Origin of the sequence: Peribacillus sp. NPDC046944 (assembly GCF_050272735.1) — a bacterium.
GTDB lineage: Bacteria > Bacillota > Bacilli > Bacillales > DSM-1321 > Peribacillus.
This window is the reverse complement of the sequence record NZ_JBNNML010000015.1, coordinates 1-19,996: the sequence shown is the minus strand read 5'-3', so window position 1 is coordinate 19,996 and position 19,996 is coordinate 1. Positions and strand designations below refer to the sequence as shown.

The 19,996-nt window shown below is 40.5% G+C and carries 32 protein-coding genes; 30 read left to right on the top strand and 2 right to left on the bottom strand.

Translation table 11 applies throughout. The annotated features are described in order from the left end of the window. The first annotated feature begins 16 nt into the window (after positions 1-16). The 28 genes from rpsQ to ACQKIC_RS18830 all read left to right on the top strand — a co-directional run bounded on the left by rpsQ (position 17) and on the right by ACQKIC_RS18830 (position 17,078). The gene (rpsQ, locus tag ACQKIC_RS18965) at positions 17-280 is read left to right on the top strand and encodes a 30S ribosomal protein S17 (RefSeq protein WP_402875696.1); all 264 of its coding nucleotides are present in this window, start codon (positions 17-19) and stop codon (positions 278-280) included. A gap of 41 nt (positions 281-321) precedes the next feature. Continuing rightward, positions 322-690 (top strand): 50S ribosomal protein L14, encoded by a 369-nt coding sequence (gene rplN, locus ACQKIC_RS18960; RefSeq protein WP_402875694.1) that lies wholly within the window; start codon positions 322-324, stop codon positions 688-690. Positions 691-731: 41 nt separating this feature from the next. Continuing rightward, positions 732-1,043 (top strand): 50S ribosomal protein L24, encoded by a 312-nt coding sequence (gene rplX / locus ACQKIC_RS18955; protein WP_402875692.1) that lies wholly within the window; start codon positions 732-734, stop codon positions 1,041-1,043. 29 nt (positions 1,044-1,072) lie between these two features. Next, positions 1,073-1,612 (top strand): 50S ribosomal protein L5, encoded by a 540-nt coding sequence (gene rplE, locus ACQKIC_RS18950; protein WP_402875691.1) that lies wholly within the window; start codon positions 1,073-1,075, stop codon positions 1,610-1,612. A gap of 25 nt (positions 1,613-1,637) precedes the next feature. Continuing rightward, the gene (locus ACQKIC_RS18945; protein ID WP_402875689.1) at positions 1,638-1,823 is read left to right on the top strand and encodes a type Z 30S ribosomal protein S14; all 186 of its coding nucleotides are present in this window, start codon (positions 1,638-1,640) and stop codon (positions 1,821-1,823) included. 30 nt (positions 1,824-1,853) lie between these two features. After that, positions 1,854-2,252, top strand: a complete 399-nt coding sequence (gene rpsH / locus ACQKIC_RS18940) for a 30S ribosomal protein S8 (protein WP_285769160.1) — start codon at positions 1,854-1,856, stop codon at positions 2,250-2,252. Between the two features lie 30 nt (positions 2,253-2,282). After that, positions 2,283-2,819 (top strand): 50S ribosomal protein L6, encoded by a 537-nt coding sequence (gene rplF, locus ACQKIC_RS18935; protein WP_402875686.1) that lies wholly within the window; start codon positions 2,283-2,285, stop codon positions 2,817-2,819. A gap of 32 nt (positions 2,820-2,851) precedes the next feature. After that, a complete protein-coding gene (gene rplR, locus ACQKIC_RS18930) occupies positions 2,852-3,214 on the top strand; it encodes a 50S ribosomal protein L18 (RefSeq protein ID WP_402875684.1) in 363 nt (120 codons plus the stop codon). 23 nt (positions 3,215-3,237) lie between these two features. Then, positions 3,238-3,738 (top strand): 30S ribosomal protein S5, encoded by a 501-nt coding sequence (gene rpsE, locus ACQKIC_RS18925; protein ID WP_402875683.1) that lies wholly within the window; start codon positions 3,238-3,240, stop codon positions 3,736-3,738. Positions 3,739-3,754: 16 nt separating this feature from the next. After that, positions 3,755-3,937, top strand: coding sequence for a 50S ribosomal protein L30 (rpmD, locus tag ACQKIC_RS18920; RefSeq protein ID WP_402875681.1), 183 nt, complete (start codon positions 3,755-3,757; stop codon positions 3,935-3,937). Positions 3,938-3,969: 32 nt separating this feature from the next. Beyond that, the gene (gene rplO, locus ACQKIC_RS18915; protein ID WP_402875679.1) at positions 3,970-4,410 is read left to right on the top strand and encodes a 50S ribosomal protein L15; all 441 of its coding nucleotides are present in this window, start codon (positions 3,970-3,972) and stop codon (positions 4,408-4,410) included. After that, positions 4,410-5,705, top strand: a complete 1,296-nt coding sequence (gene secY / locus ACQKIC_RS18910; protein WP_402875677.1) for a preprotein translocase subunit SecY — start codon at positions 4,410-4,412, stop codon at positions 5,703-5,705. Before rplO ends, secY begins: the two co-directional genes overlap by 1 nt. 58 nt (positions 5,706-5,763) lie before the next feature. Beyond that, entirely contained in the window at positions 5,764-6,417 is a 654-nt protein-coding gene (locus ACQKIC_RS18905) for an adenylate kinase (RefSeq protein WP_402875676.1), read from the top strand. 564 nt (positions 6,418-6,981) lie between these two features. After that, complete coding sequence (infA, locus tag ACQKIC_RS18900; protein ID WP_028390440.1) at positions 6,982-7,200, top strand: translation initiation factor IF-1; 219 nt, start codon at positions 6,982-6,984, stop codon at positions 7,198-7,200. A gap of 41 nt (positions 7,201-7,241) precedes the next feature. Further along, entirely contained in the window at positions 7,242-7,355 is a 114-nt protein-coding gene (rpmJ, locus tag ACQKIC_RS18895) for a 50S ribosomal protein L36 (RefSeq protein ID WP_003156543.1), read from the top strand. 22 nt (positions 7,356-7,377) lie between these two features. Continuing rightward, positions 7,378-7,743, top strand: a complete 366-nt coding sequence (rpsM, locus tag ACQKIC_RS18890; protein WP_063235804.1) for a 30S ribosomal protein S13 — start codon at positions 7,378-7,380, stop codon at positions 7,741-7,743. Between the two features lie 22 nt (positions 7,744-7,765). Continuing rightward, the gene (gene rpsK / locus ACQKIC_RS18885) at positions 7,766-8,155 is read left to right on the top strand and encodes a 30S ribosomal protein S11 (protein ID WP_040372575.1); all 390 of its coding nucleotides are present in this window, start codon (positions 7,766-7,768) and stop codon (positions 8,153-8,155) included. Between the two features lie 176 nt (positions 8,156-8,331). Next, positions 8,332-9,276, top strand: coding sequence for a DNA-directed RNA polymerase subunit alpha (locus tag ACQKIC_RS18880; protein ID WP_402875674.1), 945 nt, complete (start codon positions 8,332-8,334; stop codon positions 9,274-9,276). A gap of 82 nt (positions 9,277-9,358) precedes the next feature. Then, the gene (gene rplQ, locus ACQKIC_RS18875) at positions 9,359-9,721 is read left to right on the top strand and encodes a 50S ribosomal protein L17 (protein ID WP_061440393.1); all 363 of its coding nucleotides are present in this window, start codon (positions 9,359-9,361) and stop codon (positions 9,719-9,721) included. A 372-nt stretch (positions 9,722-10,093) separates the two neighbouring features. Beyond that, complete coding sequence (locus ACQKIC_RS18870) at positions 10,094-10,933, top strand: energy-coupling factor ABC transporter ATP-binding protein (RefSeq protein WP_402875672.1); 840 nt, start codon at positions 10,094-10,096, stop codon at positions 10,931-10,933. After that, on the top strand, positions 10,909-11,775 hold the full coding sequence (locus tag ACQKIC_RS18865) for an energy-coupling factor ABC transporter ATP-binding protein (RefSeq protein ID WP_402875671.1): 867 nt from the start codon (positions 10,909-10,911) through the stop codon (positions 11,773-11,775). Before ACQKIC_RS18870 ends, ACQKIC_RS18865 begins: the two co-directional genes overlap by 25 nt. Then, a complete protein-coding gene (gene cbiQ, locus ACQKIC_RS18860) occupies positions 11,775-12,572 on the top strand; it encodes a cobalt ECF transporter T component CbiQ (RefSeq protein ID WP_402875670.1) in 798 nt (265 codons plus the stop codon). The genes ACQKIC_RS18865 and cbiQ overlap by 1 nt, the downstream gene beginning before the upstream one ends. 13 nt (positions 12,573-12,585) lie before the next feature. Next, complete coding sequence (gene truA, locus ACQKIC_RS18855) at positions 12,586-13,326, top strand: tRNA pseudouridine(38-40) synthase TruA (protein WP_402875669.1); 741 nt, start codon at positions 12,586-12,588, stop codon at positions 13,324-13,326. 273 nt (positions 13,327-13,599) lie between these two features. After that, on the top strand, positions 13,600-14,037 hold the full coding sequence (gene rplM / locus ACQKIC_RS18850; protein ID WP_034304960.1) for a 50S ribosomal protein L13: 438 nt from the start codon (positions 13,600-13,602) through the stop codon (positions 14,035-14,037). A gap of 20 nt (positions 14,038-14,057) precedes the next feature. Continuing rightward, a complete protein-coding gene (gene rpsI / locus ACQKIC_RS18845; protein ID WP_402875668.1) occupies positions 14,058-14,450 on the top strand; it encodes a 30S ribosomal protein S9 in 393 nt (130 codons plus the stop codon). A 191-nt stretch (positions 14,451-14,641) separates the two neighbouring features. Continuing rightward, on the top strand, positions 14,642-15,067 hold the full coding sequence (locus ACQKIC_RS18840; protein ID WP_402875667.1) for a DUF2521 family protein: 426 nt from the start codon (positions 14,642-14,644) through the stop codon (positions 15,065-15,067). Between the two features lie 90 nt (positions 15,068-15,157). After that, entirely contained in the window at positions 15,158-15,874 is a 717-nt protein-coding gene (gene cwlD / locus ACQKIC_RS18835) for an N-acetylmuramoyl-L-alanine amidase CwlD (protein WP_402875666.1), read from the top strand. Positions 15,875-16,019: 145 nt separating this feature from the next. Beyond that, on the top strand, positions 16,020-17,078 hold the full coding sequence (locus ACQKIC_RS18830; protein ID WP_402991665.1) for a P-loop NTPase: 1,059 nt from the start codon (positions 16,020-16,022) through the stop codon (positions 17,076-17,078). Between the two features lie 46 nt (positions 17,079-17,124). Here ACQKIC_RS18830 and gerD read toward each other — a convergent pair whose 3' ends face one another. After that, positions 17,125-17,712, bottom strand: coding sequence for a spore germination lipoprotein GerD (gene gerD, locus ACQKIC_RS18825; RefSeq protein WP_402875662.1), 588 nt, complete (start codon positions 17,710-17,712; stop codon positions 17,125-17,127). 140 nt (positions 17,713-17,852) lie between these two features. Here gerD and ACQKIC_RS18820 point away from each other — a divergent pair, with 140 nt between their 5' ends. Continuing rightward, positions 17,853-18,527, top strand: coding sequence for a KinB-signaling pathway activation protein (locus tag ACQKIC_RS18820; RefSeq protein WP_402875660.1), 675 nt, complete (start codon positions 17,853-17,855; stop codon positions 18,525-18,527). 90 nt (positions 18,528-18,617) lie between these two features. Here ACQKIC_RS18820 and pdaB read toward each other — a convergent pair whose 3' ends face one another. Beyond that, positions 18,618-19,370 (bottom strand): polysaccharide deacetylase family sporulation protein PdaB, encoded by a 753-nt coding sequence (gene pdaB / locus ACQKIC_RS18815; RefSeq protein ID WP_402875658.1) that lies wholly within the window; start codon positions 19,368-19,370, stop codon positions 18,618-18,620. A gap of 134 nt (positions 19,371-19,504) precedes the next feature. On the opposite strand from pdaB, the gene ACQKIC_RS18810 reads away from it, so the two are divergent. Next, positions 19,505-19,732, top strand: coding sequence for a hypothetical protein (locus ACQKIC_RS18810; protein WP_402875656.1), 228 nt, complete (start codon positions 19,505-19,507; stop codon positions 19,730-19,732). The last annotated feature ends 264 nt before the right edge of the window (positions 19,733-19,996 follow it).

Here is a 19,996-nt window from a genome sequence, read left to right as displayed (position 1 = left end):
AATGGAGGTTTGCATAATGAGCGAACGCAACCAACGCAAAGTCTACACTGGCCGCGTAGTATCCGACAAAATGGATAAAACCGTAACAGTCGTTGTAGAAACCTATAAAAAGCATTCTTTATACGGTAAACGCGTAAAATACTCTAAAAAGTTAAAAGCTCATGACGAGCTGAATGAAGCTAAAGCAGGCGATGTAGTACGTATCATGGAAACTCGTCCACTTTCAGCTACAAAACGTTTCCGTCTTCTAGAAGTAGTAGAAAAATCAGTAATCATTTAATTTTGTTCGGATTAAGTTAATTCCGAAGGGAGGTACCGTACATGATTCAACAAGAATCTCGTTTAAAAGTCGCTGACAATTCAGGTGCACGTGAAGTTCTAGCTATTAAAGTACTAGGTGGTTCTGGACGTAAATATGCTAATATCGGCGATGTTATAGTTTGTACCGTTAAACAAGCAACACCTGGAGGCGTTGTTAAAAAAGGTGAAGTCGTTAAGGCTGTTGTTGTTCGTACAAAACGTGGTATGCGTCGTCCTGACGGTTCTTACATTCGTTTCGATGAGAACGCATGTGTAATTATCCGTGACGATAAGAGCCCACGTGGAACTCGTATTTTTGGACCTGTTGCTCGTGAATTACGTGATAACAGTTTCATGAAGATCGTTTCTCTAGCTCCAGAAGTTTTATAATAGTTAAATTTCGTAAAGCCTTTCAAGGAGGTGCCAAGCTAATGCATGTTAAAAAAGGTGACAAAGTCGTAGTCATCTCTGGTAAGGACAAAGGCAAACAAGGAACAATTCTTGAAGCATATCCGAAACAAAATCGTGTGCTTGTTGAAGGAATTAATATTGTGAAAAAGCACTCTAAGCCATCTCAAGTTAATCCACAAGGTGGAATTATCAGCCGAGAAGCTGCTATTCACGCATCCAATGTAATGCCTCTTGATCCGAAAACAGGTAAACCGACTCGTGTTGGATATAAGATTGAAAACGGCAAGAAAGTACGCGTAGCTAAAATATCAGGTGAATCTTTAGATAAATAAGTCATAAATGAAGGGAGGTACACGAAGCAATGAGCCGCCTTAAAGAAAAATATAACAGCGAAATTACACCATCATTAATGGGTAAATTCAACTATCAATCAGTAATGCAAGTACCAACTATTGAAAAGATCGTTATTAACATGGGTGTTGGTGACGCAGTATCTAACTCAAAAGCTTTAGATACAGCAGTTGAAGAATTAACACTTATCGCTGGTCAAAAACCAGTAATAACTAAAGCTAAAAAATCAATCGCAGGATTCCGTTTGCGTGAAGGTATGCCTATCGGAGCGAAGGTTACACTACGTGGAGAACGTATGTATCAATTCCTTGATAAGCTAGTATCTGTATCTTTACCACGTGTACGTGATTTCCGCGGCGTTTCAAAGAAATCTTTTGACGGACGTGGGAACTATACATTAGGTATTAAAGAACAACTTATCTTCCCTGAGATTGATTACGATAAAGTGAGCAAAGTTCGTGGTATGGATATCGTTATCGTAACGACTGCCAACACTGACGAAGAAGCTCGTGAACTACTTACTCAAGTTGGAATGCCGTTCCAAAAGTAATCTCTAAATAAAGGGAGGCGAAATCGTGGCTAAAAAGTCTATGATCGTAAAGCAAAAACGCGAACAAAAGTTTAAAGTACAAGAATATACACGTTGCGAACGTTGCGGCCGTCCACATTCTGTAATACGTAAATTTAAACTATGTCGTATTTGTTTCCGCGAACTTGCACATAAAGGACAAATTCCTGGCGTTAAAAAAGCTAGCTGGTAAAACCCGAGTTTGGGAAGGAGGTAAAATAAAATGGTCATGACAGATCCTATTGCAGATATGCTTACTCGCATCCGTAATGCGAATATGGTTCGTCACGAAAAGCTAGAAGTTCCTGCTTCAAAGATCAAAAAGGAAATTGCTGAGATCTTAAAGCGTGAGGGCTTCGTACGTGACTTTGAATTAATCGAAGACAACAAACAAGGTATCATCCGTATCTTCTTAAAATACGGTGCAAACAACGAACGTGTTATCACTGGTCTTAAACGTATCAGCAAACCTGGTTTGCGTGTATATGCAAAAACTGGAGAGGTACCACGCGTTCTAAACGGTTTAGGTATCGCAATTGTTTCTACTTCTCACGGAGTTTTAACAGACAAGGAAGCTCGCTCTAAACAAGTTGGCGGAGAAGTTTTAGCATACGTTTGGTAATACATTTTCACAAGAATGGAGGTGCACAATATGTCTCGTATAGGTAAAAAACCTGTTGAAATCCCTGCAGGCGTAACAGTTACTGTAAACGGAAGTGAAGTAACTGTTAAAGGCCCTAAAGGTGAATTAACTAGATCATTTAATCCTGATCTTACAATCGTTGTTGAAGAGAACGTGGTAACTGTTACACGCCCGTCTGACGAGAAAGCTCACCGTTCTTTACACGGTACTACTCGCGCTCTTATCGCTAACATGATTGAAGGAGTTTCAAAAGGATTCGAAAAGTCACTAGAACTTATTGGGGTTGGGTACCGTGCTCAAAAGCAAGGTACTAAGCTTATCCTTAACGTAGGATATTCTCACCCTGTAGAAATAGAACCAGAAGCAGGCGTTGAAGTCGAAGTTCCTTCTAATACAAAAGTAATCGTTAAAGGTGCTAGTAAAGAACGTGTAGGTGCTCTTGCAGCTAACATTCGTGATACTCGCCCACCTGAACCGTATAAAGGTAAAGGTATCCGTTACGTTGGCGAATTCGTTCGTCGTAAAGAAGGTAAAACTGGTAAGTAATGCTGCTTAAGTAAACGAAAGGAGTGACGTAAATGATTACGAAGCTTGATAAAAATGCTACTCGTCAGAAACGCCATGCACGTGTACGTGCAAAGATTTCTGGAACGGAAGCTCGTCCTCGTTTAAATGTGTTCCGTTCAAACAAACACATTTACGCACAATTGATTGACGATGCAAAAGGCGTAACATTAGCAAGTGCTTCAACTCTTGATAAAGAGATTAGCATTGAAGCTGGTAGCAACGCTGAAGCAGCTCAAAAAGTTGGCGAACTTATTGCGAAACGTGCTATTGAAAAAGGTTTAAAAGCTGTGGTATTTGACCGCGGTGGTTACCTCTTCCATGGTCGTGTTAAAGCATTAGCTGACGCTGCTCGTGAAAACGGCTTAGAATTTTAATGGATAAGGAGGGACATATACAGATGCGTAGCATTGATCCTAATAAATTAGAACTTGAAGAACGCGTAGTTACCGTAAACCGTGTAGCTAAAGTTGTTAAAGGCGGACGTCGTTTCCGTTTCACTGCACTAGTTGTTGTAGGTGATAAAAACGGTCATGTTGGATTTGGTACTGGTAAAGCTCAAGAAGTTCCGGATGCAATCCGTAAAGCTATTGAGGATGCTAAGAAAAATCTAATTACTGTACCAATGGTAGGAACTACAATTCCTCACCTTGTGAATGGTCACTTTGGCGCTGGTCACATTCTTTTGAAACCAGCTTCTGAAGGTACAGGAGTTATTGCTGGTGGTCCTGTTCGTGCGGTCCTTGAATTAGGCGGAATTAGTGATATCTTGTCTAAATCATTAGGTACTAACACACCTATTAATATGGTTCGTGCAACAATCGAAGGATTGAAGCAATTAAAACGTGCTGAGGACGTAGCTAAGTTACGTGGTAAATCAGTACAAGAACTGTTAGGATAAGGAGGGAAATCGTATAATGGCTAATAAATTAGAAATTACCCTCACTCGCAGCTTGATCGGTCGTCCTGAAGATCAACGTGTTACAGTTAACACTTTGGGTTTACACAAAATGCATCAAACGGTTGTTCAAGATGACAACCCTGCGATTCGTGGTATGATTACCAAAGTATCTCATCTTGTTACTGTAAAAGAACAATAAAATAATTTTTAACTTAACAAGGAGGTGCCAACATGAAACTTCATGAGTTAAAATCTGCAGAAGGTTCTCGTAAAGAACGTAAACGTAAAGGTCGCGGTATTGGATCTGGTAACGGTAAAACAGCAGGTAAAGGACACAAAGGACAAAACGCTCGCTCTGGCGGCGGTGTACGCCTTGGATTTGAAGGGGGTCAAACTCCTCTATTCAGACGTTTGCCTAAACGTGGATTTACCAACGTTAACCGTAAAGACTATGCTATCGTAAATCTTGATACGTTAAATCTTTTCGAAGACGGTACTGAAGTAACTCCAGCTCTTTTACTTGAGACTGGTATCGTAAGTAAAGAAAAAGCAGGAATCAAGATTCTTGCTAAAGGAAACATTGAGAAAAAGCTTACTGTTAAAGCTCACAAATTCTCTTCTACTGCAAAAGAAGCTATCGAAGCTGCTGGCGGTAACACAGAGGTGATCTAATGTTTCGCACGATCTCCAATTTTATGCGCGTGGGTGAAATAAGAAATAAGATAATTTTTACCCTTCTCATGTTAATCGTCTATCGCATCGGTACATTTATTCCTGTACCGCATGTGAATGCCGGTTTTCTTGCTGAACAGGACCAAATGAGCGTCATCGGTCTTTTAAATACTTTTGGCGGCGGAGCACTGCAAAACTTCTCTATTTTGGCGATGGGGATCATGCCGTATATCACGGCATCAATCATCGTACAGCTATTACAGATGGACGTTGTTCCAAAGTTCACTGAATGGTCGAAACAAGGGGAGGCAGGGCGCCGTAAATTGGCTCAATTTACACGTTACTTCACTATTGTCCTTGGATTTATCCAAGCTTTGGGTATGTCTTATGGATTTAACAATATGTCGGGTGGCTCGTTAATTGAATCTCCTGGGGTTGCAACATACTTGCTTATTGCGACTGTCTTAACGGCAGGAACAGCTTTTCTTTTGTGGTTAGGAGAGTTGATTACTGCTAAAGGTGTCGGTAATGGGATTTCCATTATTATCTTTGCTGGTATTGTATCTAGTTTGCCTAATACGGCCAACCAGATCTATGCACAGCAGTTTGAAAATGCTGGGGACCAACTATTCTTACGAATTGTAACCATTATCCTTATCATAGTAGCAGTATTAGCAATCGTGGTTGCTGTAATCTTCATTCAGCAAGCATTACGTAAGATTCCAATCCAATATGCCAAACGTGCTGCGGTGGGTCGTACGCAAATGGGTGGTCAATCTACCCATTTACCATTGAAAGTAAATGCTGCGGGTGTTATCCCGGTAATCTTCGCAACTGCATTTATTATCACTCCAACAACGATCGCCTCTTTCTTCGGGAAGAATAGCGTGACTACTTGGATTTCAACAAACCTTGATTATACTAAGCCAATTGGCATGATCATATATGTTGCTCTTATTATTGCCTTCTCATATTTTTATGCGTTCATTCAGGTTAATCCTGAGCAAATGTCTGAAAATCTGAAAAAGCAAGGTGGCTATGTGCCAGGGATTCGTCCAGGTAAGAGTACACAAGAATATTTAACTAGTGTTTTATATCGCTTAACGTTCGTTGGCTCTTTATTCTTAGCAGCCATTGCCGTTTTACCGGTATTCTTCATAAAACTTGCTGATCTTCCACAATCTGCTCAGATTGGCGGAACTAGTTTGCTAATCGTAGTCGGGGTTGCCCTTGATACGATGAAACAGCTAGAAGCACAACTAGTGAAGAGACACTATAAAGGCTTTATAAAGTAATGAGTTCTGGGAACGATATGTTCCCTTTACCCATTATAGAGTTTGAGGGGGAAGAACATTGAATCTAGTTTTAATGGGGCTACCGGGTGCTGGTAAAGGTACTCAAGCCGAAAAAATCGTAGAAAAATATAACATCCCTCATATTTCTACTGGAGATATGTTCCGAACAGCTATCAAAGATGGAACAGAATTAGGTCTAAAGGCTAAATCATTCATGGATAAGGGCGAATTGGTTCCTGATGAAGTAACCATCGGCATTGTTCGTGAGCGTTTAAGCAAGGAAGATTGCGTAAAAGGATTTCTACTTGATGGTTTCCCACGTACTGTGGCACAAGCAGAAGCTCTTGAAAACATTCTTGCTGATTTAGATCGAAAAATTAATTTTGTAATTAATATCAATGTTGATAAAAGCATCTTAATGGAAAGATTGACAGGTCGTCGCATTTGCAAATCTTGTGGTTCGACATATCACCTTGTTTTCAATCCTCCAACAAAAGAAGATGTATGTGACCGTTGCGGCGGAGACTTATATCAACGTGCTGACGATAATGAAGAAACGGTTCAAAATCGCTTAGATGTGAATTTGAAACAAACTAAGCCACTTCTTGATTTCTACGGAGAAAAAGGGTACTTGGTCGACATTAATGGACAGCAAGATATTAATAAGGTATTTGAAAACATTGATGTGCTACTTGATCCATTGCAAAAATAATCATTCTTGATAATTTATGAAATCCTGCCATTTTAAAACTTCCTGTTTAAATATGGTGCATTCCTTTCATACAAAGGGTATAATGGATTTCGCAACGGCATTTACACATTTATCGATCAGGTTCTTGCACTTGGTATTCCCTGAATTGGGCGATTACGTTTTAAGTAATCTTCATGGACATATCCGGTCGGCAAAATTGTTGAAGAAATGCAACGACTCTAGTAGATTTCCTAAAGAGTCGTGATATAGAGGGTAGAAAGTAGCTATGCCAGGCGTGCGCCTTTCAAACATCTCCCATGCTATTCAAGCCTATGTCGAGACTAATTGCTTCTCTTTTTTTGAGAGTATGTCGGTCACGGAATCGGTCAAGACTTACATGAGGACCCATAAAATCCTCATTTCGGTCCAGCTGATAAGGTCCTCAGTTAAAGCCTGGTTCTACAAAAATGGTGAATACTTGATGCAGAATTGTAAGACTTTTGAGGATAATTGGACTGGAGTAAAGTTGACGGAAAGATGTGTACCTGTAATAGGTTCACGCATAGAGAAGGGAGAATCACTTTAATGGCGAAAGACGATGTAATTGAAGTAGAAGGCACAGTACAAGAGACTTTGCCAAATGCAATGTTTAAGGTAGAATTAGAAAATGGTCATACTGTTTTAGCTCATGTATCCGGTAAAATTCGTATGCACTTTATTCGCATTTTGCCTGGAGATAAAGTTACGGTTGAGCTTTCCCCGTATGATCTAACTCGCGGCAGAATCACATACCGGTTTAAATAATTCCGGTTACGCTCCGATCTGTATAAGGAGGTTAGATAGCAATGAAAGTCAGACCATCAGTCAAACCAATCTGCGAAAAGTGTAAAGTTATCCGCAGAAAAGGTAAAGTTATGGTTATTTGCGAAAACCCTAAACATAAACAAAAACAAGGCTAAATAGAAGGAGGTGCACTCAAGCATGGCACGTATTGCTGGAGTAGATATTCCCCGTGACAAACGAATTGTTATCTCATTAACATATATATATGGTATTGGAAAACAAACAGCGATTAAAATTCTTGCAGAAGCTGGTATCTCTGAAGAAACTCGCGTTCGTGATTTAACGGAAGACGAATTAAACAAAATTCGTGATATCATTGACAAGTTAAAAGTAGAAGGCGATCTACGTCGTGAAATTTCCCTTAACATCAAACGTTTAATGGAAATCGGTTCATACCGTGGTTTACGTCACCGTCGTGGTCTTCCTGTTCGTGGACAAAACACAAAAAACAATGCACGTACGCGTAAAGGACCTCGTCGTACAGTAGCTAACAAGAAAAAATAATTAGTAAAGGAGGTTACTTTTCATGGCACGCAAAACTAATACACGTAAACGTCGTGTGAAAAAGAATATAGAAACTGGTATTGCACATATTCGTTCAACATTCAACAACACTATCGTTACTATCACTGATGCACATGGTAATGCTATTTCTTGGTCAAGTGCTGGAGCATTAGGATTCCGTGGATCTCGTAAATCTACTCCTTTCGCTGCACAAATGGCTGCAGAAACTGCTGCTAAAACATCTATTGAACATGGTATGAAAACTCTTGAAGTTACAGTTAAAGGACCAGGTGCAGGACGTGAAGCTGCTATTCGTGCACTTCAAGCTGCTGGACTAGAAGTAACTGCAATTAAAGATGTAACTCCAGTACCACATAACGGATGTCGTCCGCCAAAACGTCGCCGTGTTTAATTTTTCTGTATAGATTTTGTATTCCTGTCAATAATGGGATATAATACTAAGTTTGCGTTCTTACAGAAGATTAATTTTTCAGTTGTTGCGCACAGCGGGAACGTATACATGGGGAATTTCGGTTAAGTGACAAGCTTACTTACCGGGGTTTTGACGTTTTGAAGGAGGGTTTGTTGATGATCGAAATAGAAAAACCAAAAATCGAAACGGTTGAAATCAACGACGATGCCAAATTCGGTAAATTCGTCGTAGAGCCACTAGAGCGTGGGTATGGTACAACATTGGGTAACTCCTTACGTCGTATCCTATTATCCTCACTCCCAGGTGCTGCTGTCACAGCTATACAAATTGATGGAGTGCTACATGAGTTCTCAACTATTGAAGGCGTCGTAGAAGATGTAACTTCAATCATCCTTAATGTGAAAAAGCTAGCTCTAAAGATTTATTCCGATGAGGAAAAGACGCTAGAAATTGACGTTTCGGGTGAAGGAGTCATTACGGCTGCTGATATCACTCATGATAGTGATGTAGAAATTCTTAACCCGGATTTATATATTGCTACAATCGGTAAAAACGGTCATATGCGCATGCGCTTATCTGCACGTCGCGGCCGCGGCTACACTCCTGCTGTTCAAAACAAGAGAGAAGATCAACCTATTGGTGTAATTCCAATTGATGCTCTTTACACTCCAGTTTCACGCGTAGCTTTCCAAGTGGAAAATACACGTGTAGGACAGTTGTCTAACTTTGACAAGTTAACGTTCGATGTTTGGACTGATGGCAGTACGGGTCCGCAAGAAGCGGTAGCACTTGGAGCTAAGATTTTAACAGAGCATTTAAATATCTTTGTTGGGTTAACTGATGAAGCTCAAAATGCAGAAATCATGGTTGAAAAAGAAGAAGACCAAAAAGAGAAAGTTCTTGAGATGACTATCGAAGAATTGGATCTTTCTGTTCGCTCTTATAATTGCTTGAAACGTGCTGGAATCAATACCGTTCAAGAGCTTGCTCATAAAACGGAAGAAGATATGATGAAAGTTCGTAATCTAGGTCGTAAATCACTTGAAGAAGTGAAAGCGAAACTAGAAGAATTAGGCTTAGGTCTTCGTAAAGACGACTGATAACATGGCGGAATCATCCATTATGTTGTGAGCCTTGTACTAGACACACAATATAGAACTTCAACAAAGGAGGGAATCTCTAATGGGTTACAGAAAGTTAGGACGCACTAGCGCACAACGTAAAGCATTACTTCGTGATTTAGCTACGGATCTTATTATCCATGAGCGCATCGAAACTACTGAAGCACGTGCTAAAGAATTACGTTCTGTAGTAGATAAAATGATCACTCTTGGTAAACGTGGTGACTTGCATGCACGCCGTCAAGCTGCATCTTTCATCCGTAACGAAATCGCTGACGCTGAGAAAGGCACTGATGCCCTTCAAAAGCTATTCAGTGACGTTGCTCCACGTTATGAAGAACGTCAAGGCGGATACACTCGTATCATGAAAGTTGGTCCACGCCGCGGTGACGGTGCACCAGTCGTGGTTATTGAATTAGTTTAATAACAACGATGAAAAAGGGCAGGACAAAGGAATATACTCACTTGTTCTTTGCCCTTTTTCTTTTTTTATTTTTAATTCTGTATGTTAGAAATTCGCATTGAGTGTTACGATGGCTGGCGAAACCTTATATATAAGGGAGCCTTCACGTCTAGCTCAAGCATCCCTTCCCGCTTTTGATAAGCGATTCAATAAGATAACCTGTTTTTCGTAACAGGACTGCTTTAAGCTGCTCTTAATTTACCGAAAATTCTTTCGGTGGAAGGGGTGCAGCGTTTTTTTATATGTTCAGAAATAAATATAGCTAGTTCATTGATGTTTTTAGTATTGAGCCGAGTTAGTAAGATGAGTGCAGTCGAGGATGAGGAGGGCCACATGAGTAAGAAGCTGGTTTCTTTAAATAATATTATATTCAAATATGAGGGGCAGTCTCGAAACGCCTTAGATGATGTTTCTTTTGATATTTATCAAGGGGAGTGGCTTGCAATTGTTGGTCATAACGGTTCCGGCAAGTCGACTTTAGCGAAATTGTTGAATGGACTTCAGTTCGCCCACTCAGGTGCAATTTTGATTAATGATCAAACATTGACAGAAGAAACAGTTTGGGACGTACGAAAAAAGATTGGTATGGTTTTTCAAAATCCCGATAATCAGTTTGTAGGCACTACAGTTCAGGATGATGTGGCTTTTGGTTTAGAAAACGCCGGTGTTTCTCAGCAGGTTATGGTGGAGCGTGTTCATGGTGCACTAAATAAGGTTAAAATGAATGCCTTTCTTAATCAAGAGCCGCACCATCTATCCGGCGGTCAAAAGCAGAGAGTGGCTATAGCCGGTGTTATTGCCTTGCAACCAGATATAATCATTTTAGATGAGGCAACTTCCATGCTTGACCCAAGAGGCCGTGAAGAAGTGCTTGAAACGGTTAGACAATTAAAGCAAGAAAATGAGATTACCGTCATATCCATTACCCATGACCTTGAGGAAGCTGCGAAAGCTGACAGGATGATAGTCATGAATCAAGGCCGGTTATTCCGTGAAGGGACTCCAGAGGACATCTTTAAACTAGAGGATGAATTGATTGCGCTTGGACTGGATATACCTTTTTCTGTGAAACTAAGCAAAGAACTGCAGAAAAATGGCATCCGTGTCGTGAATGGGCATTTGACAGAGGAAGAGTTGGTGAAGGATTTATGCGAATTACACTCGATGATGTAGAGTACCGCTACCAGGTGAATACTCCATTTGAACATTTGGCCCTTCATGATGTCAATATATCGATGGAATCGGGGACGTATACAGCAATCATCGGTCATACGGGTTCAGGTAAATCCACGCTACTGCAGCATCTAAATGCTCTCCTGAAACCGACTAAGGGGCAGGTCATCATTGGCGACCGTACGATAGAAGCTGGAAGAAAAGAAAAGCTTTTGAGACCAATTAGAAAAAAAGTAGGGATAGTCTTTCAGTTTCCCGAACATCAACTTTTTGATGAAACGGTCGAGAAGGATATATGTTTTGGGCCGATGAATTTTGGAGTCTCTGAAGCAGAGGCTAAAGAACTGGCCAAAAAGGCCATCGTTCAGGTAGGCCTTAGTGAAGATATCCTTGATAAGTCTCCTTTCGATTTATCCGGTGGACAAATGCGTCGAGTGGCGATTGCTGGTGTCTTAGCGATGGAACCTGAAGTATTAGTATTAGATGAGCCGACGGCTGGGCTTGACCCGCGTGGTAGGAAAGAAATCATGGATATGTTCTATCAATTGCATAAAGTGAGAGGCTTATCGACTATATTGGTGACCCATAGTATGGAAGATGCCGCTAAGTACGCGGACGATATCATCATTATGCATCAGGGGACCGTTTTTCGGAAAGGAACGCCTCAAGAGATCTTTTCTCAACCGGAACAATTGATTGAGTTGGGATTAGATGTGCCGGACACGGTTCGCTTTCAACTTAAACTTCAGAAAGAGTTGGGTGTTCGCTTTGATCATCCCTGTCTCAACATCGAGGATTTGGCGATAGAAATCGATAAAGCCATGAAACGGGGGAACCGCTGATGCTTGATAAAATGATTATCGGGCGATATGTCCCTGCTGACTCTGTGGTGCATAAAATGGATCCGAGGGCAAAGCTATTGCTGGTGTTCCTTTTTGTCTGCGTGATTTTTTTGGCGAATAATGTAGTTTCTTACGCCCTTCTTGCAGCATTCACAGTATTGCTGATTGCCTTATCCAAGATTCCGCTTCGTTATCTTTATAATGGTTTAAAACCTATTCTATTCTTAATCATCTTCACCTTCCTTCTCCATATCTTTTTTACGAAGGAAGGGGAATTACTCTACGAATTTGGGTGGATAGAGATATACGAAGGCGGTTTAATTCAGGGCTTATTCATATCTGTAAGATTCACGTTATTGATATTGGTTACGTCGCTCCTAACTTTGACAACTACCCCTATCTCCATAACGGATGGAATGGAGGAACTTTTAGGACCTCTTAAGAAGTGGAAAATGCCCGTTCATGAGTTGGCATTGATGATGTCGATTGCTCTTCGGTTTATCCCGACACTTATGGAAGAAACGGACAAGATCATGAAGGCACAAACAGCAAGAGGGGTGGATTTCTCTTCAGGTCCCATTAAGGATCGAGTTAAATCCATTGTGCCATTACTGGTCCCTTTGTTTGTCAGTTCCTTCAAACGGGCGGAAGAGTTAGCAACTGCCATGGAATCCAGGGGATACCGTGGCGGGGAGGGCCGTACGAAATACCGGCAATTAAATTGGAAAATCAGTGATAGCCTGTTAATGGTATCAATGGCTGTACTTACAGTCATGTTATTCATATTACGTTCATAAGAGGTAAGAGTAAATGCCAAAGTATAAATGTGTAATCGCCTATGATGGTACGGAATTTGCTGGTTATCAGGTACAGCCAGAGAAAAGAACGATACAACGTGAATTCGAGGCGGTATTAGCCCAAATCCACAAGGGGACAGTTGTCAAAGTGACTGCTTCGGGAAGGACAGATTCAGGGGTTCATGCCAAGGGGCAGGTTCTTCACTTCGATTCGCCTCTTGTCTTTCCTACGGATAATTGGGTGAAGGCATTCAGTGCCCTTCTTCCAGATGATATCATTGTGTTGGAAGTTGAGGTCGTTCCTGATGATTTCCATGCACGATTCCACACAACAGGCAAGGAATACCGGTATATCATTGACCGCTCTACCCTAAGAAATCCATTTCAGCGCAATTACGCCTATCATTACCCTTATCCAATAGATGAGGGTGCAATGACCGAAGCCATTTCGTATTTAGTGGGAACCCATGATTTTACAAGTTTTTGTTCGGCGAAGACGGAAGTGGTGGATAAAGTAAGGACCATTCAGGAGATTGATTTCCAAGAGACTGATGGATTTTTAGTTTTTCGCTTCGTTGGAGAAGGATTCTTGTATAATATGGTTCGTATCTTGGTCGGAACGCTGCTTGAAGTCGGCAGCGGGAAAATAGCACCTCGGGAAATGATAGATATTTTGAACAAAAAGGATCGCAGCTTCGCAGGTAAAACAGCACCCGGACATGGATTGTATTTATGGAAAGTATTTTACAAATAATTTTTTCGTGCCAGACCAAGTTTTTTACAAGTAATGAAAAGACTTGAATCCGTGAATGGCGCTATGGTTATGGCCTAACGCCATGTAGAATCTTTTCGTGGAGTGATCGATTCTTTTTTTAAGACAACTTATCCTAGTGTAACATTCGCTTGACAATGAAACTGGGAGAAGTTAATATAATATGGTATGTATTTTAATCCCACGATAAGCCCCGGAAGTTTATTGTGATTGAAAATAAATATAAAAAATTAAAAGTTTTTTAGGAGGTTAACCATGCGTACGACATTTATGGCGAAAGCTAATGAAGTAGAACGTAAATGGTATGTGATTGACGCTGAAGGCAAAACTTTAGGTCGCCTTTCTACTGAAGTAGCATCCATCTTACGTGGTAAACATAAACCAACTTTTACACCGAACATCGACACTGGTGATCATGTAATCTTAATCAATGTAGAAAAAATCCACTTGACTGGTAAAAAATTGACTGACAAAATTTATTACCGTCACACTATGCACCCAGGCGGTCTTAAAACTAGAACTGCTCTTGAGATGCGTACAAACTACCCTGAGAGAATGCTTGAACTTGCTATCAAAGGTATGCTTCCAAAGAATTCTCTTGGTCGTCAAATCTACAAAAAATTACACGTATACGCTGGAGCTGAGCACCCACACGCTGCTCAACAACCAGAAGTTTACGAATTACGCGGATAATTACTAAGGAGGTTACTATCTTGGCACAAGTTCAATATTATGGTACTGGTCGCCGTAAGAGCTCAGTAGCTCGTGTACGTTTAGTACCAGGCGAAGGTCGCATCGTTATCAACGGTCGTGACATTAATGAATATATTCCTTTCGCAGCATTACGTGAAGTTGTAAACCAACCACTAGTTGCTACAGAAACTACTGGAAATTACGACGTTCTTGTAAACGTTAGCGGTGGTGGATACACTGGACAAGCTGGAGCAATCCGTCACGGTATCGCTCGTGCATTGCTTCATGTAGACCCAGAATTCCGTCCAGCTCTTAAAACTGCTGGATTACTAACACGTGACCCACGTATGAAAGAACGTAAAAAATACGGTCTTAAAGGCGCACGTCGTGCACCTCAGTTCTCAAAACGTTAATCGTTTGGAACTTCAAAAAGCTCCAGCCACTCTTATGTGGCTGGAGCTTTTTTTGTTATCTTGCCGACTAAGGATTACTCTCATTAAATATTTCCAAAGGAATCAATGAATCGTTCAGGGTGTTACGTCAAAAACTAATGGCATCATGGGAAATAATTTGGGAAATGGGGTCTGACCCCGGAGGTGAATGGATGAGTGTGGTTATAGGTTTGCAGGAGATGCAACGAGAACGGCAGTTGAAGTTTGAACGTAGGTTACTTAGGGAGCTATCAATCGAGGATATGAGGGGGAGGATAAAACGGTACTTTGGAGAGGAATACCAGGACGTTCTGGAAGAGGGGTATTTTGATGTGGCTATAGAGGCGTATTTATTAGGGGCAAACTATAGCAAGTTTGGGTATTATGGAGAGTCGGAAGATGATGTGAGGGCCCGGTGCAGAAGGGAAGAAAAGTTTTTGATCGATACTCTCTTCAATTTTATCCTATATTGGCGTGAAGTCACGGTAAGCAATGCTATTGATGAAGGGGTATTTTATTGCTGTGAAGGGTTTGTAGGAGAATGGTGGAAGGATGGGTTTAAGACGGGTGAAAAGCGTTATAAGATGAAGCTTCATTAAGCTGAAGGAGATCCCTGAAAAGTATCAGTTCTTTTTCCGTGGGTTGTCCCATATTTTATAGATAAAGGGACTTGTGGGAGGAGAACGGTGATGCGTAGAAAACTGAAATATACAGGGATCTCTATCGGATTGTTTGTCCTTTTTTTGATTGTGACTTTCAAATTCGTTGAAGATGATTCTTGGGAGTCTTGGAACCTTCCGTTGACGGGTAAGGTCATCATTCTGGATGCGGGTCATGGGGGGATGGACGGAGGGGCGAATGTTCAGGATGTAATGGAAAAAGAAATTGCGCTTTCGGTTACGCTAAAGGTAAGGGACTATTTGCAGGAACAAGGTGCCCTTGTTATGTTGACACGGGAAAAAGATGTGGATTTGGCAACGGAAGATACACAAGGGATCCGTAAACGAAAACAGGAAGATCTCAGGAACCGGGTTGAAATGATCAATGATTCGGAAGCGGACTTATTTTTAACCATCCACCTGAACGCATTTCCATCTGCCTCCTCAAAAGGGGCTCAAACTTTTTATACAAACCGGTTCGAGGAAAATAAACAGGTGGCCAAGTTTATCCAGACCGAAATTATAAGAAACTTAGAAAATACAACACGGGATGCAAAAACGATCAACCATGTATATTTGATGAATTATGCCAAGAAACCTGGGGCGTTGGTGGAGATTGGGTTCCTCTCTAATACCGAGGAGCGCGAAAGGTTAATGAGTGACAAATACCAAGAGAAGATTGCAAGTTCGATATATATGGGTATTCTGCGGTATTTCACTGAGGAGAAGCTATCGGAACCGGATTGACACCTTGTAAGGTCTTGGTGGGTGTACAAGGCCTTTTTGTTATGGTGAAAAAGGGTTAACCCCCTGGTGCAGATAATAAGCTTTATTTCCGGATTATGTTATACTACAATTGGGAAAAGAAAACGAATACAAAGGGGTGCTCGACTTGTTAACTGAAGAGAAAGTACTAAATTTATTAAAGGATCTTAAGGACCCTTTTCTACATAAAAGCCTTGAAGAAACAAATGGAATTTTAGAAGTAAAAATAAAGCCTGAGAAAAGTCATGTGAGCGTTAAGCTTGCTATCGCAAAGACAGGAACTGCCGAGCAAATGGAAATGCAAACAGAAGTTGTCGGTCTCTTGAAAGGGAACGGGGCGGATTCGGTAGGAATACGTTTCGCAGAACTATCGGAAGAAGAATTGGCTAAACATCGTGACAGTATGCCTGAGGAAGAGAAAGACTTAGGGTTGCTTGGACCAAATAACAAAACACAATTCATCGCCATCGCAAGTGGTAAAGGTGGAGTGGGTAAATCCACGATTTCGGTTAACTTAGCCACATCCCTTGCTCGTCTTGGTAAAAAGGTTGGACTGGTTGATGCTGATATATATGGGTTCAGTGTACCGGATATGATGGGGATCACAAAAAGACCCGTCGTACGCGGGGAGAGAATCATCCCTGTCGAGCGTTTTGGCGTTCAGGTTATTTCGATGGGCTTCTTTGTGGAAGATAACGCGCCTATTATATGGAGAGGGCCAATGCTCGGAAAAATGTTAAACAGTTTCTTTAATGAAGTGGAATGGGGCGAATTGGACTATTTGGTACTGGATTTACCACCTGGTACAGGAGATGTCGCATTAGATGTTCATACGATGCTTCCTTCATGTAAAGAAATCATCGTCACAACTCCACATCCGACTGCGGCTTTTGTGGCAGCAAGGGCAGGAGCCATGGCCATTAAAACCGAACATGAGGTTATCGGTGTAATCGAAAATATGTCTTATTTCGAAAGCAAGACCACTGGTGAGAAGGAATTCGTATTTGGTAAAGGTGGAGGGGCGAAGCTTGCAGAAGAACTTCGTACAGAGGTCTTAGGACAACTACCTCTTCAACAACCAGATTGGAATGAAGAAGATTTCGCACCTTCTATATATGCGGCTGACCATAGATTAGGTAAGATTTATGAAGATATTGCGAATAAAGTCATTGAAAAATTGAAATAAAAATAAAGGCTACTTCCCATCGTATTTGGAAGTAGCCTTTATTTTTTTATTCCTTTGACTTATCCTCGGTTTTGGATTTCTCCGCCTTTTCTGTAGCCTTAGTAGCGGCCTTGTCTAAGCTTTCTTGCATTTTAGCTTGAACGAGAGGGCTTTCCATCGTCTCGATGATCGTCTTTTTATATACGGCTCTCATTTCTTTCGTTTTCAGTAACTTGTTCATTTCTTTTTCTAAATCGGGTTCTTGTAAGACCTCTATTAGCATTCCCCGATACTGTGGGTCTTTCATCAAGTCTTTTAATAGCCTTTTGTGTTCTTCTTTTAGAGCTTTGGCATAGGCTGCGGTGAATTCAGGATCTTTAAAGGCCTTTTTCCAGAACTCCTTTCCTTTATCAGAGGTAACAGTCTCTTCAATGGATTTTTTTATGATATCCGAGTTCATAATAAGTTCAGTTTTTGTTTTATCATCAGCAATGGTATCCTGGATGGCTTTTTTTCCCTCATCTGTTTTCAAGATATCGACGACCATCTTCTTTGTTTCCTCATAATCCATTTTTCCTTCACTCGTTCCATTCTGCGAACAGCCCGTACAAAAGAACAAGAATGAAGCAAGGAACAAAGTAAACCCCATTTTCATACGTAGAGCCCCCCTCTTTAATCTTCCATACTGTTAATATGGTTTCTTTGCAGGATATTATCCATTGGTATAATAAGTGGATTTTTCCAAATATGGTTGGTACAATTAATGAAAGAAATAGAAATGTATGGAGGAAAATGATGAACAGCCGTAATTTAGTTCGATTGTTTATGACAACATTACTTATAGGTGGAGTAACGGGCGGAGTTGTGGGATTTATAGCCCGGTGGAGTGAGTTTGAATCGTATTTCACATCGTTAGAAATTACATCCATACTTTCAACGTTTGTTTGGTTGTTTGGAGTGGGATTGATTTTCAGTGTAATAAGCCAAGCTGGCTTTTTTGCTTATTTAACGATACATCGTTTCGGTCTGGGAATTTTTAAAAGTGTGTACTTGTGGAATGCGGTGCAAATTGTACTGATTATCTTTGTTTTATTTGATTTAGTCTATTTACGGTATATTAAGTTTGAATCCGGTGAGGGGCTTGGCTCATATATCTCATCAGCTGTGGTAGTGCTGTTGATCGGGTTGGTGACGGCCTACTTTAAAATGAAGCAAACGAATAGACAAGCTTTTATTCCTGCATTGTTCTTCATGGTGGTGGCGACAGTATTGGAGTGGGTGCCAGTCTTAAGGACCAATGATGACGGATGGCTCTATTTTATGTTGTTTCCCCTGCTTGTCTGTAATGCCTATCAATTAATGATTTTAAACAAATTGATCAATCAATCCCAAAAGGAGTTGGCAGGCAAAAAAGCGAGGATGCAAGTCCCTAAGAAGAATTTTAATACTGATGGAATAGGAGGTAAGTAAAATCGCTGAAAGCGGAGATGCTTGCCGACATAAAAAAACCTGACTATCCTATGGTCAGGTTTTTTATGTTCTTAAATTGTGCTTAGTCGATTACTTAATTTCCTCACTTCTTGCTGAAGAATTAGAAATCATCTCTGAAACATTAACGAAGTTCAGGTCTTTTGCACGAAGTTCCTTTATTAAATCAGGCAATGCCTTATTCGTTTGTTTTGCAGAATCCGAGGCATGCAATAAGATGATATCCCCTTTATGGGCTTTGTTAACATTTTGGACGATCTGTTCAACGCCTGGATTGGTCCAATCTTTTGAATCTATGCTCCAATGGACCACGGTATAACCGAAATTCTCACTGATTTTAAGAAGTCGCTTATCGAAGTGACCGGTGGGCGCACGTAAAAGCTCGATATTTTTAACATTTAGCTTTTTGAATACTTCCTGCGCTTTGGAAATATCCCGGATGATTTCCTGATCTTTGAGATCGGAGTAATCTTTATAGTCATAACCTAGGATTCCTATTTCATATCCTTCTTTTTCAATGGTGGCTACCATGTCTGGGTGGCGCTCAGCCCAAGAACCTGAAAGAAAAAAGGTGGCCGATTTAATTTTTTCCCTCTTTAACGTTTCTAATATAGGAGCGGCTTTCTCATCCCCCCAGCCAATATTGAATGTGATAGCAATATTCTTATCCCCTTTATAAACGGCTTTTGGCCCATCCTCTGTAGAGAAAACAGGGGCATGTATGATATTTTGCACGAAAAGAAACCAAGCGGTGAATAAAGCCGTAAGTATAATTAACGAATACTGTTTAATGTTTTTTGCCTGAAGCACCATGAAGAATTTCATTCACCCATCCCCTTGTCCAAATGCTCTTGTCACATATTTATGCGCGCATTGTAGAGATATGCAAAAAAATATAATATGAAACTTTATATAAACGGGGAGAGTGGGGAAAGATGGTTTGTGGAGGTGTTAGATATATGCTGGGTCTTCTAATCAATGAAAAGGAAAAGGAGGAATTGATGTATCTCCTTAAAAGAGAGATGGATGAAATTTTATTCGATTTACAGGATGGGAGGATTGACCATGTAGTGAAAAGGGCTATCAATGAGAAGTATAAGATCCTATTCAATCTGTTTAAAAGAATGGGGACGGAAAGAGAATGTCTAGCGTATGTGAGAGAAAAACAAAACACAGAAAAAAATTAAGAATAATATTTTGAAAATCTATTGACTATTAATTTATTCGCTGGTATATTATAAAAGTTGCTGCAAGACATTAGCTTTTAAAAAGAGTTTAAAAAACTTTTTAAAAAAAGTTATTGACGAAACAGTAATAGCATGATAAGATATTAAAGTCGCTGAAACAGAGTGACACAAATTGCTCTTTGAAAACTGAACAAAACAAAGCGCCAACGTAAATTTTGAGTGAGCACACACTATAAAAAAGCAAAATGAGCAAGTCAAACATTT

Excerpts from the sequence above, each read along its gene's own strand:
- truA (WP_402875669.1), top strand. The coding sequence starts at position 12,586 with ATGCCAAAGTATAAATGTGTAATCGCCTATGATGGTACGGAATTTGCT.
- rpsQ (WP_402875696.1), top strand. The coding sequence starts at position 17 with ATGAGCGAACGCAACCAACGCAAAGTCTACACTGGCCGCGTAGTATCC.
- ACQKIC_RS18870 (WP_402875672.1), top strand. The coding sequence starts at position 10,094 with ATGAGTAAGAAGCTGGTTTCTTTAAATAATATTATATTCAAATATGAG.
- rpsH (WP_285769160.1), top strand. The coding sequence starts at position 1,854 with ATGGTCATGACAGATCCTATTGCAGATATGCTTACTCGCATCCGTAAT.
- gerD (WP_402875662.1), bottom strand. The coding sequence starts at position 17,712 with ATGAAAATGGGGTTTACTTTGTTCCTTGCTTCATTCTTGTTCTTTTGT.
- rplO (WP_402875679.1), top strand. The coding sequence starts at position 3,970 with ATGAAACTTCATGAGTTAAAATCTGCAGAAGGTTCTCGTAAAGAACGT.
- ACQKIC_RS18865 (WP_402875671.1), top strand. The coding sequence starts at position 10,909 with ATGCGAATTACACTCGATGATGTAGAGTACCGCTACCAGGTGAATACT.
- rplF (WP_402875686.1), top strand. The coding sequence starts at position 2,283 with ATGTCTCGTATAGGTAAAAAACCTGTTGAAATCCCTGCAGGCGTAACA.
- ACQKIC_RS18840 (WP_402875667.1), top strand. The coding sequence starts at position 14,642 with ATGAGTGTGGTTATAGGTTTGCAGGAGATGCAACGAGAACGGCAGTTG.
- rpmJ (WP_003156543.1), top strand. The coding sequence starts at position 7,242 with ATGAAAGTCAGACCATCAGTCAAACCAATCTGCGAAAAGTGTAAAGTT.
- rplE (WP_402875691.1), top strand. The coding sequence starts at position 1,073 with ATGAGCCGCCTTAAAGAAAAATATAACAGCGAAATTACACCATCATTA.
- cbiQ (WP_402875670.1), top strand. The coding sequence starts at position 11,775 with ATGCTTGATAAAATGATTATCGGGCGATATGTCCCTGCTGACTCTGTG.
- rpmD (WP_402875681.1), top strand. The coding sequence starts at position 3,755 with ATGGCTAATAAATTAGAAATTACCCTCACTCGCAGCTTGATCGGTCGT.
- rplM (WP_034304960.1), top strand. The coding sequence starts at position 13,600 with ATGCGTACGACATTTATGGCGAAAGCTAATGAAGTAGAACGTAAATGG.
- infA (WP_028390440.1), top strand. The coding sequence starts at position 6,982 with ATGGCGAAAGACGATGTAATTGAAGTAGAAGGCACAGTACAAGAGACT.
- rplQ (WP_061440393.1), top strand. The coding sequence starts at position 9,359 with ATGGGTTACAGAAAGTTAGGACGCACTAGCGCACAACGTAAAGCATTA.
- ACQKIC_RS18810 (WP_402875656.1), top strand. The coding sequence starts at position 19,505 with ATGCTGGGTCTTCTAATCAATGAAAAGGAAAAGGAGGAATTGATGTAT.
- secY (WP_402875677.1), top strand. The coding sequence starts at position 4,410 with ATGTTTCGCACGATCTCCAATTTTATGCGCGTGGGTGAAATAAGAAAT.
- ACQKIC_RS18880 (WP_402875674.1), top strand. The coding sequence starts at position 8,332 with ATGATCGAAATAGAAAAACCAAAAATCGAAACGGTTGAAATCAACGAC.
- cwlD (WP_402875666.1), top strand. The coding sequence starts at position 15,158 with ATGCGTAGAAAACTGAAATATACAGGGATCTCTATCGGATTGTTTGTC.
- rpsM (WP_063235804.1), top strand. The coding sequence starts at position 7,378 with ATGGCACGTATTGCTGGAGTAGATATTCCCCGTGACAAACGAATTGTT.
- rpsK (WP_040372575.1), top strand. The coding sequence starts at position 7,766 with ATGGCACGCAAAACTAATACACGTAAACGTCGTGTGAAAAAGAATATA.
- pdaB (WP_402875658.1), bottom strand. The coding sequence starts at position 19,370 with ATGAAATTCTTCATGGTGCTTCAGGCAAAAAACATTAAACAGTATTCG.
- rplN (WP_402875694.1), top strand. The coding sequence starts at position 322 with ATGATTCAACAAGAATCTCGTTTAAAAGTCGCTGACAATTCAGGTGCA.
- rplX (WP_402875692.1), top strand. The coding sequence starts at position 732 with ATGCATGTTAAAAAAGGTGACAAAGTCGTAGTCATCTCTGGTAAGGAC.
- rpsE (WP_402875683.1), top strand. The coding sequence starts at position 3,238 with ATGCGTAGCATTGATCCTAATAAATTAGAACTTGAAGAACGCGTAGTT.
- rplR (WP_402875684.1), top strand. The coding sequence starts at position 2,852 with ATGATTACGAAGCTTGATAAAAATGCTACTCGTCAGAAACGCCATGCA.
- ACQKIC_RS18820 (WP_402875660.1), top strand. The coding sequence starts at position 17,853 with ATGAACAGCCGTAATTTAGTTCGATTGTTTATGACAACATTACTTATA.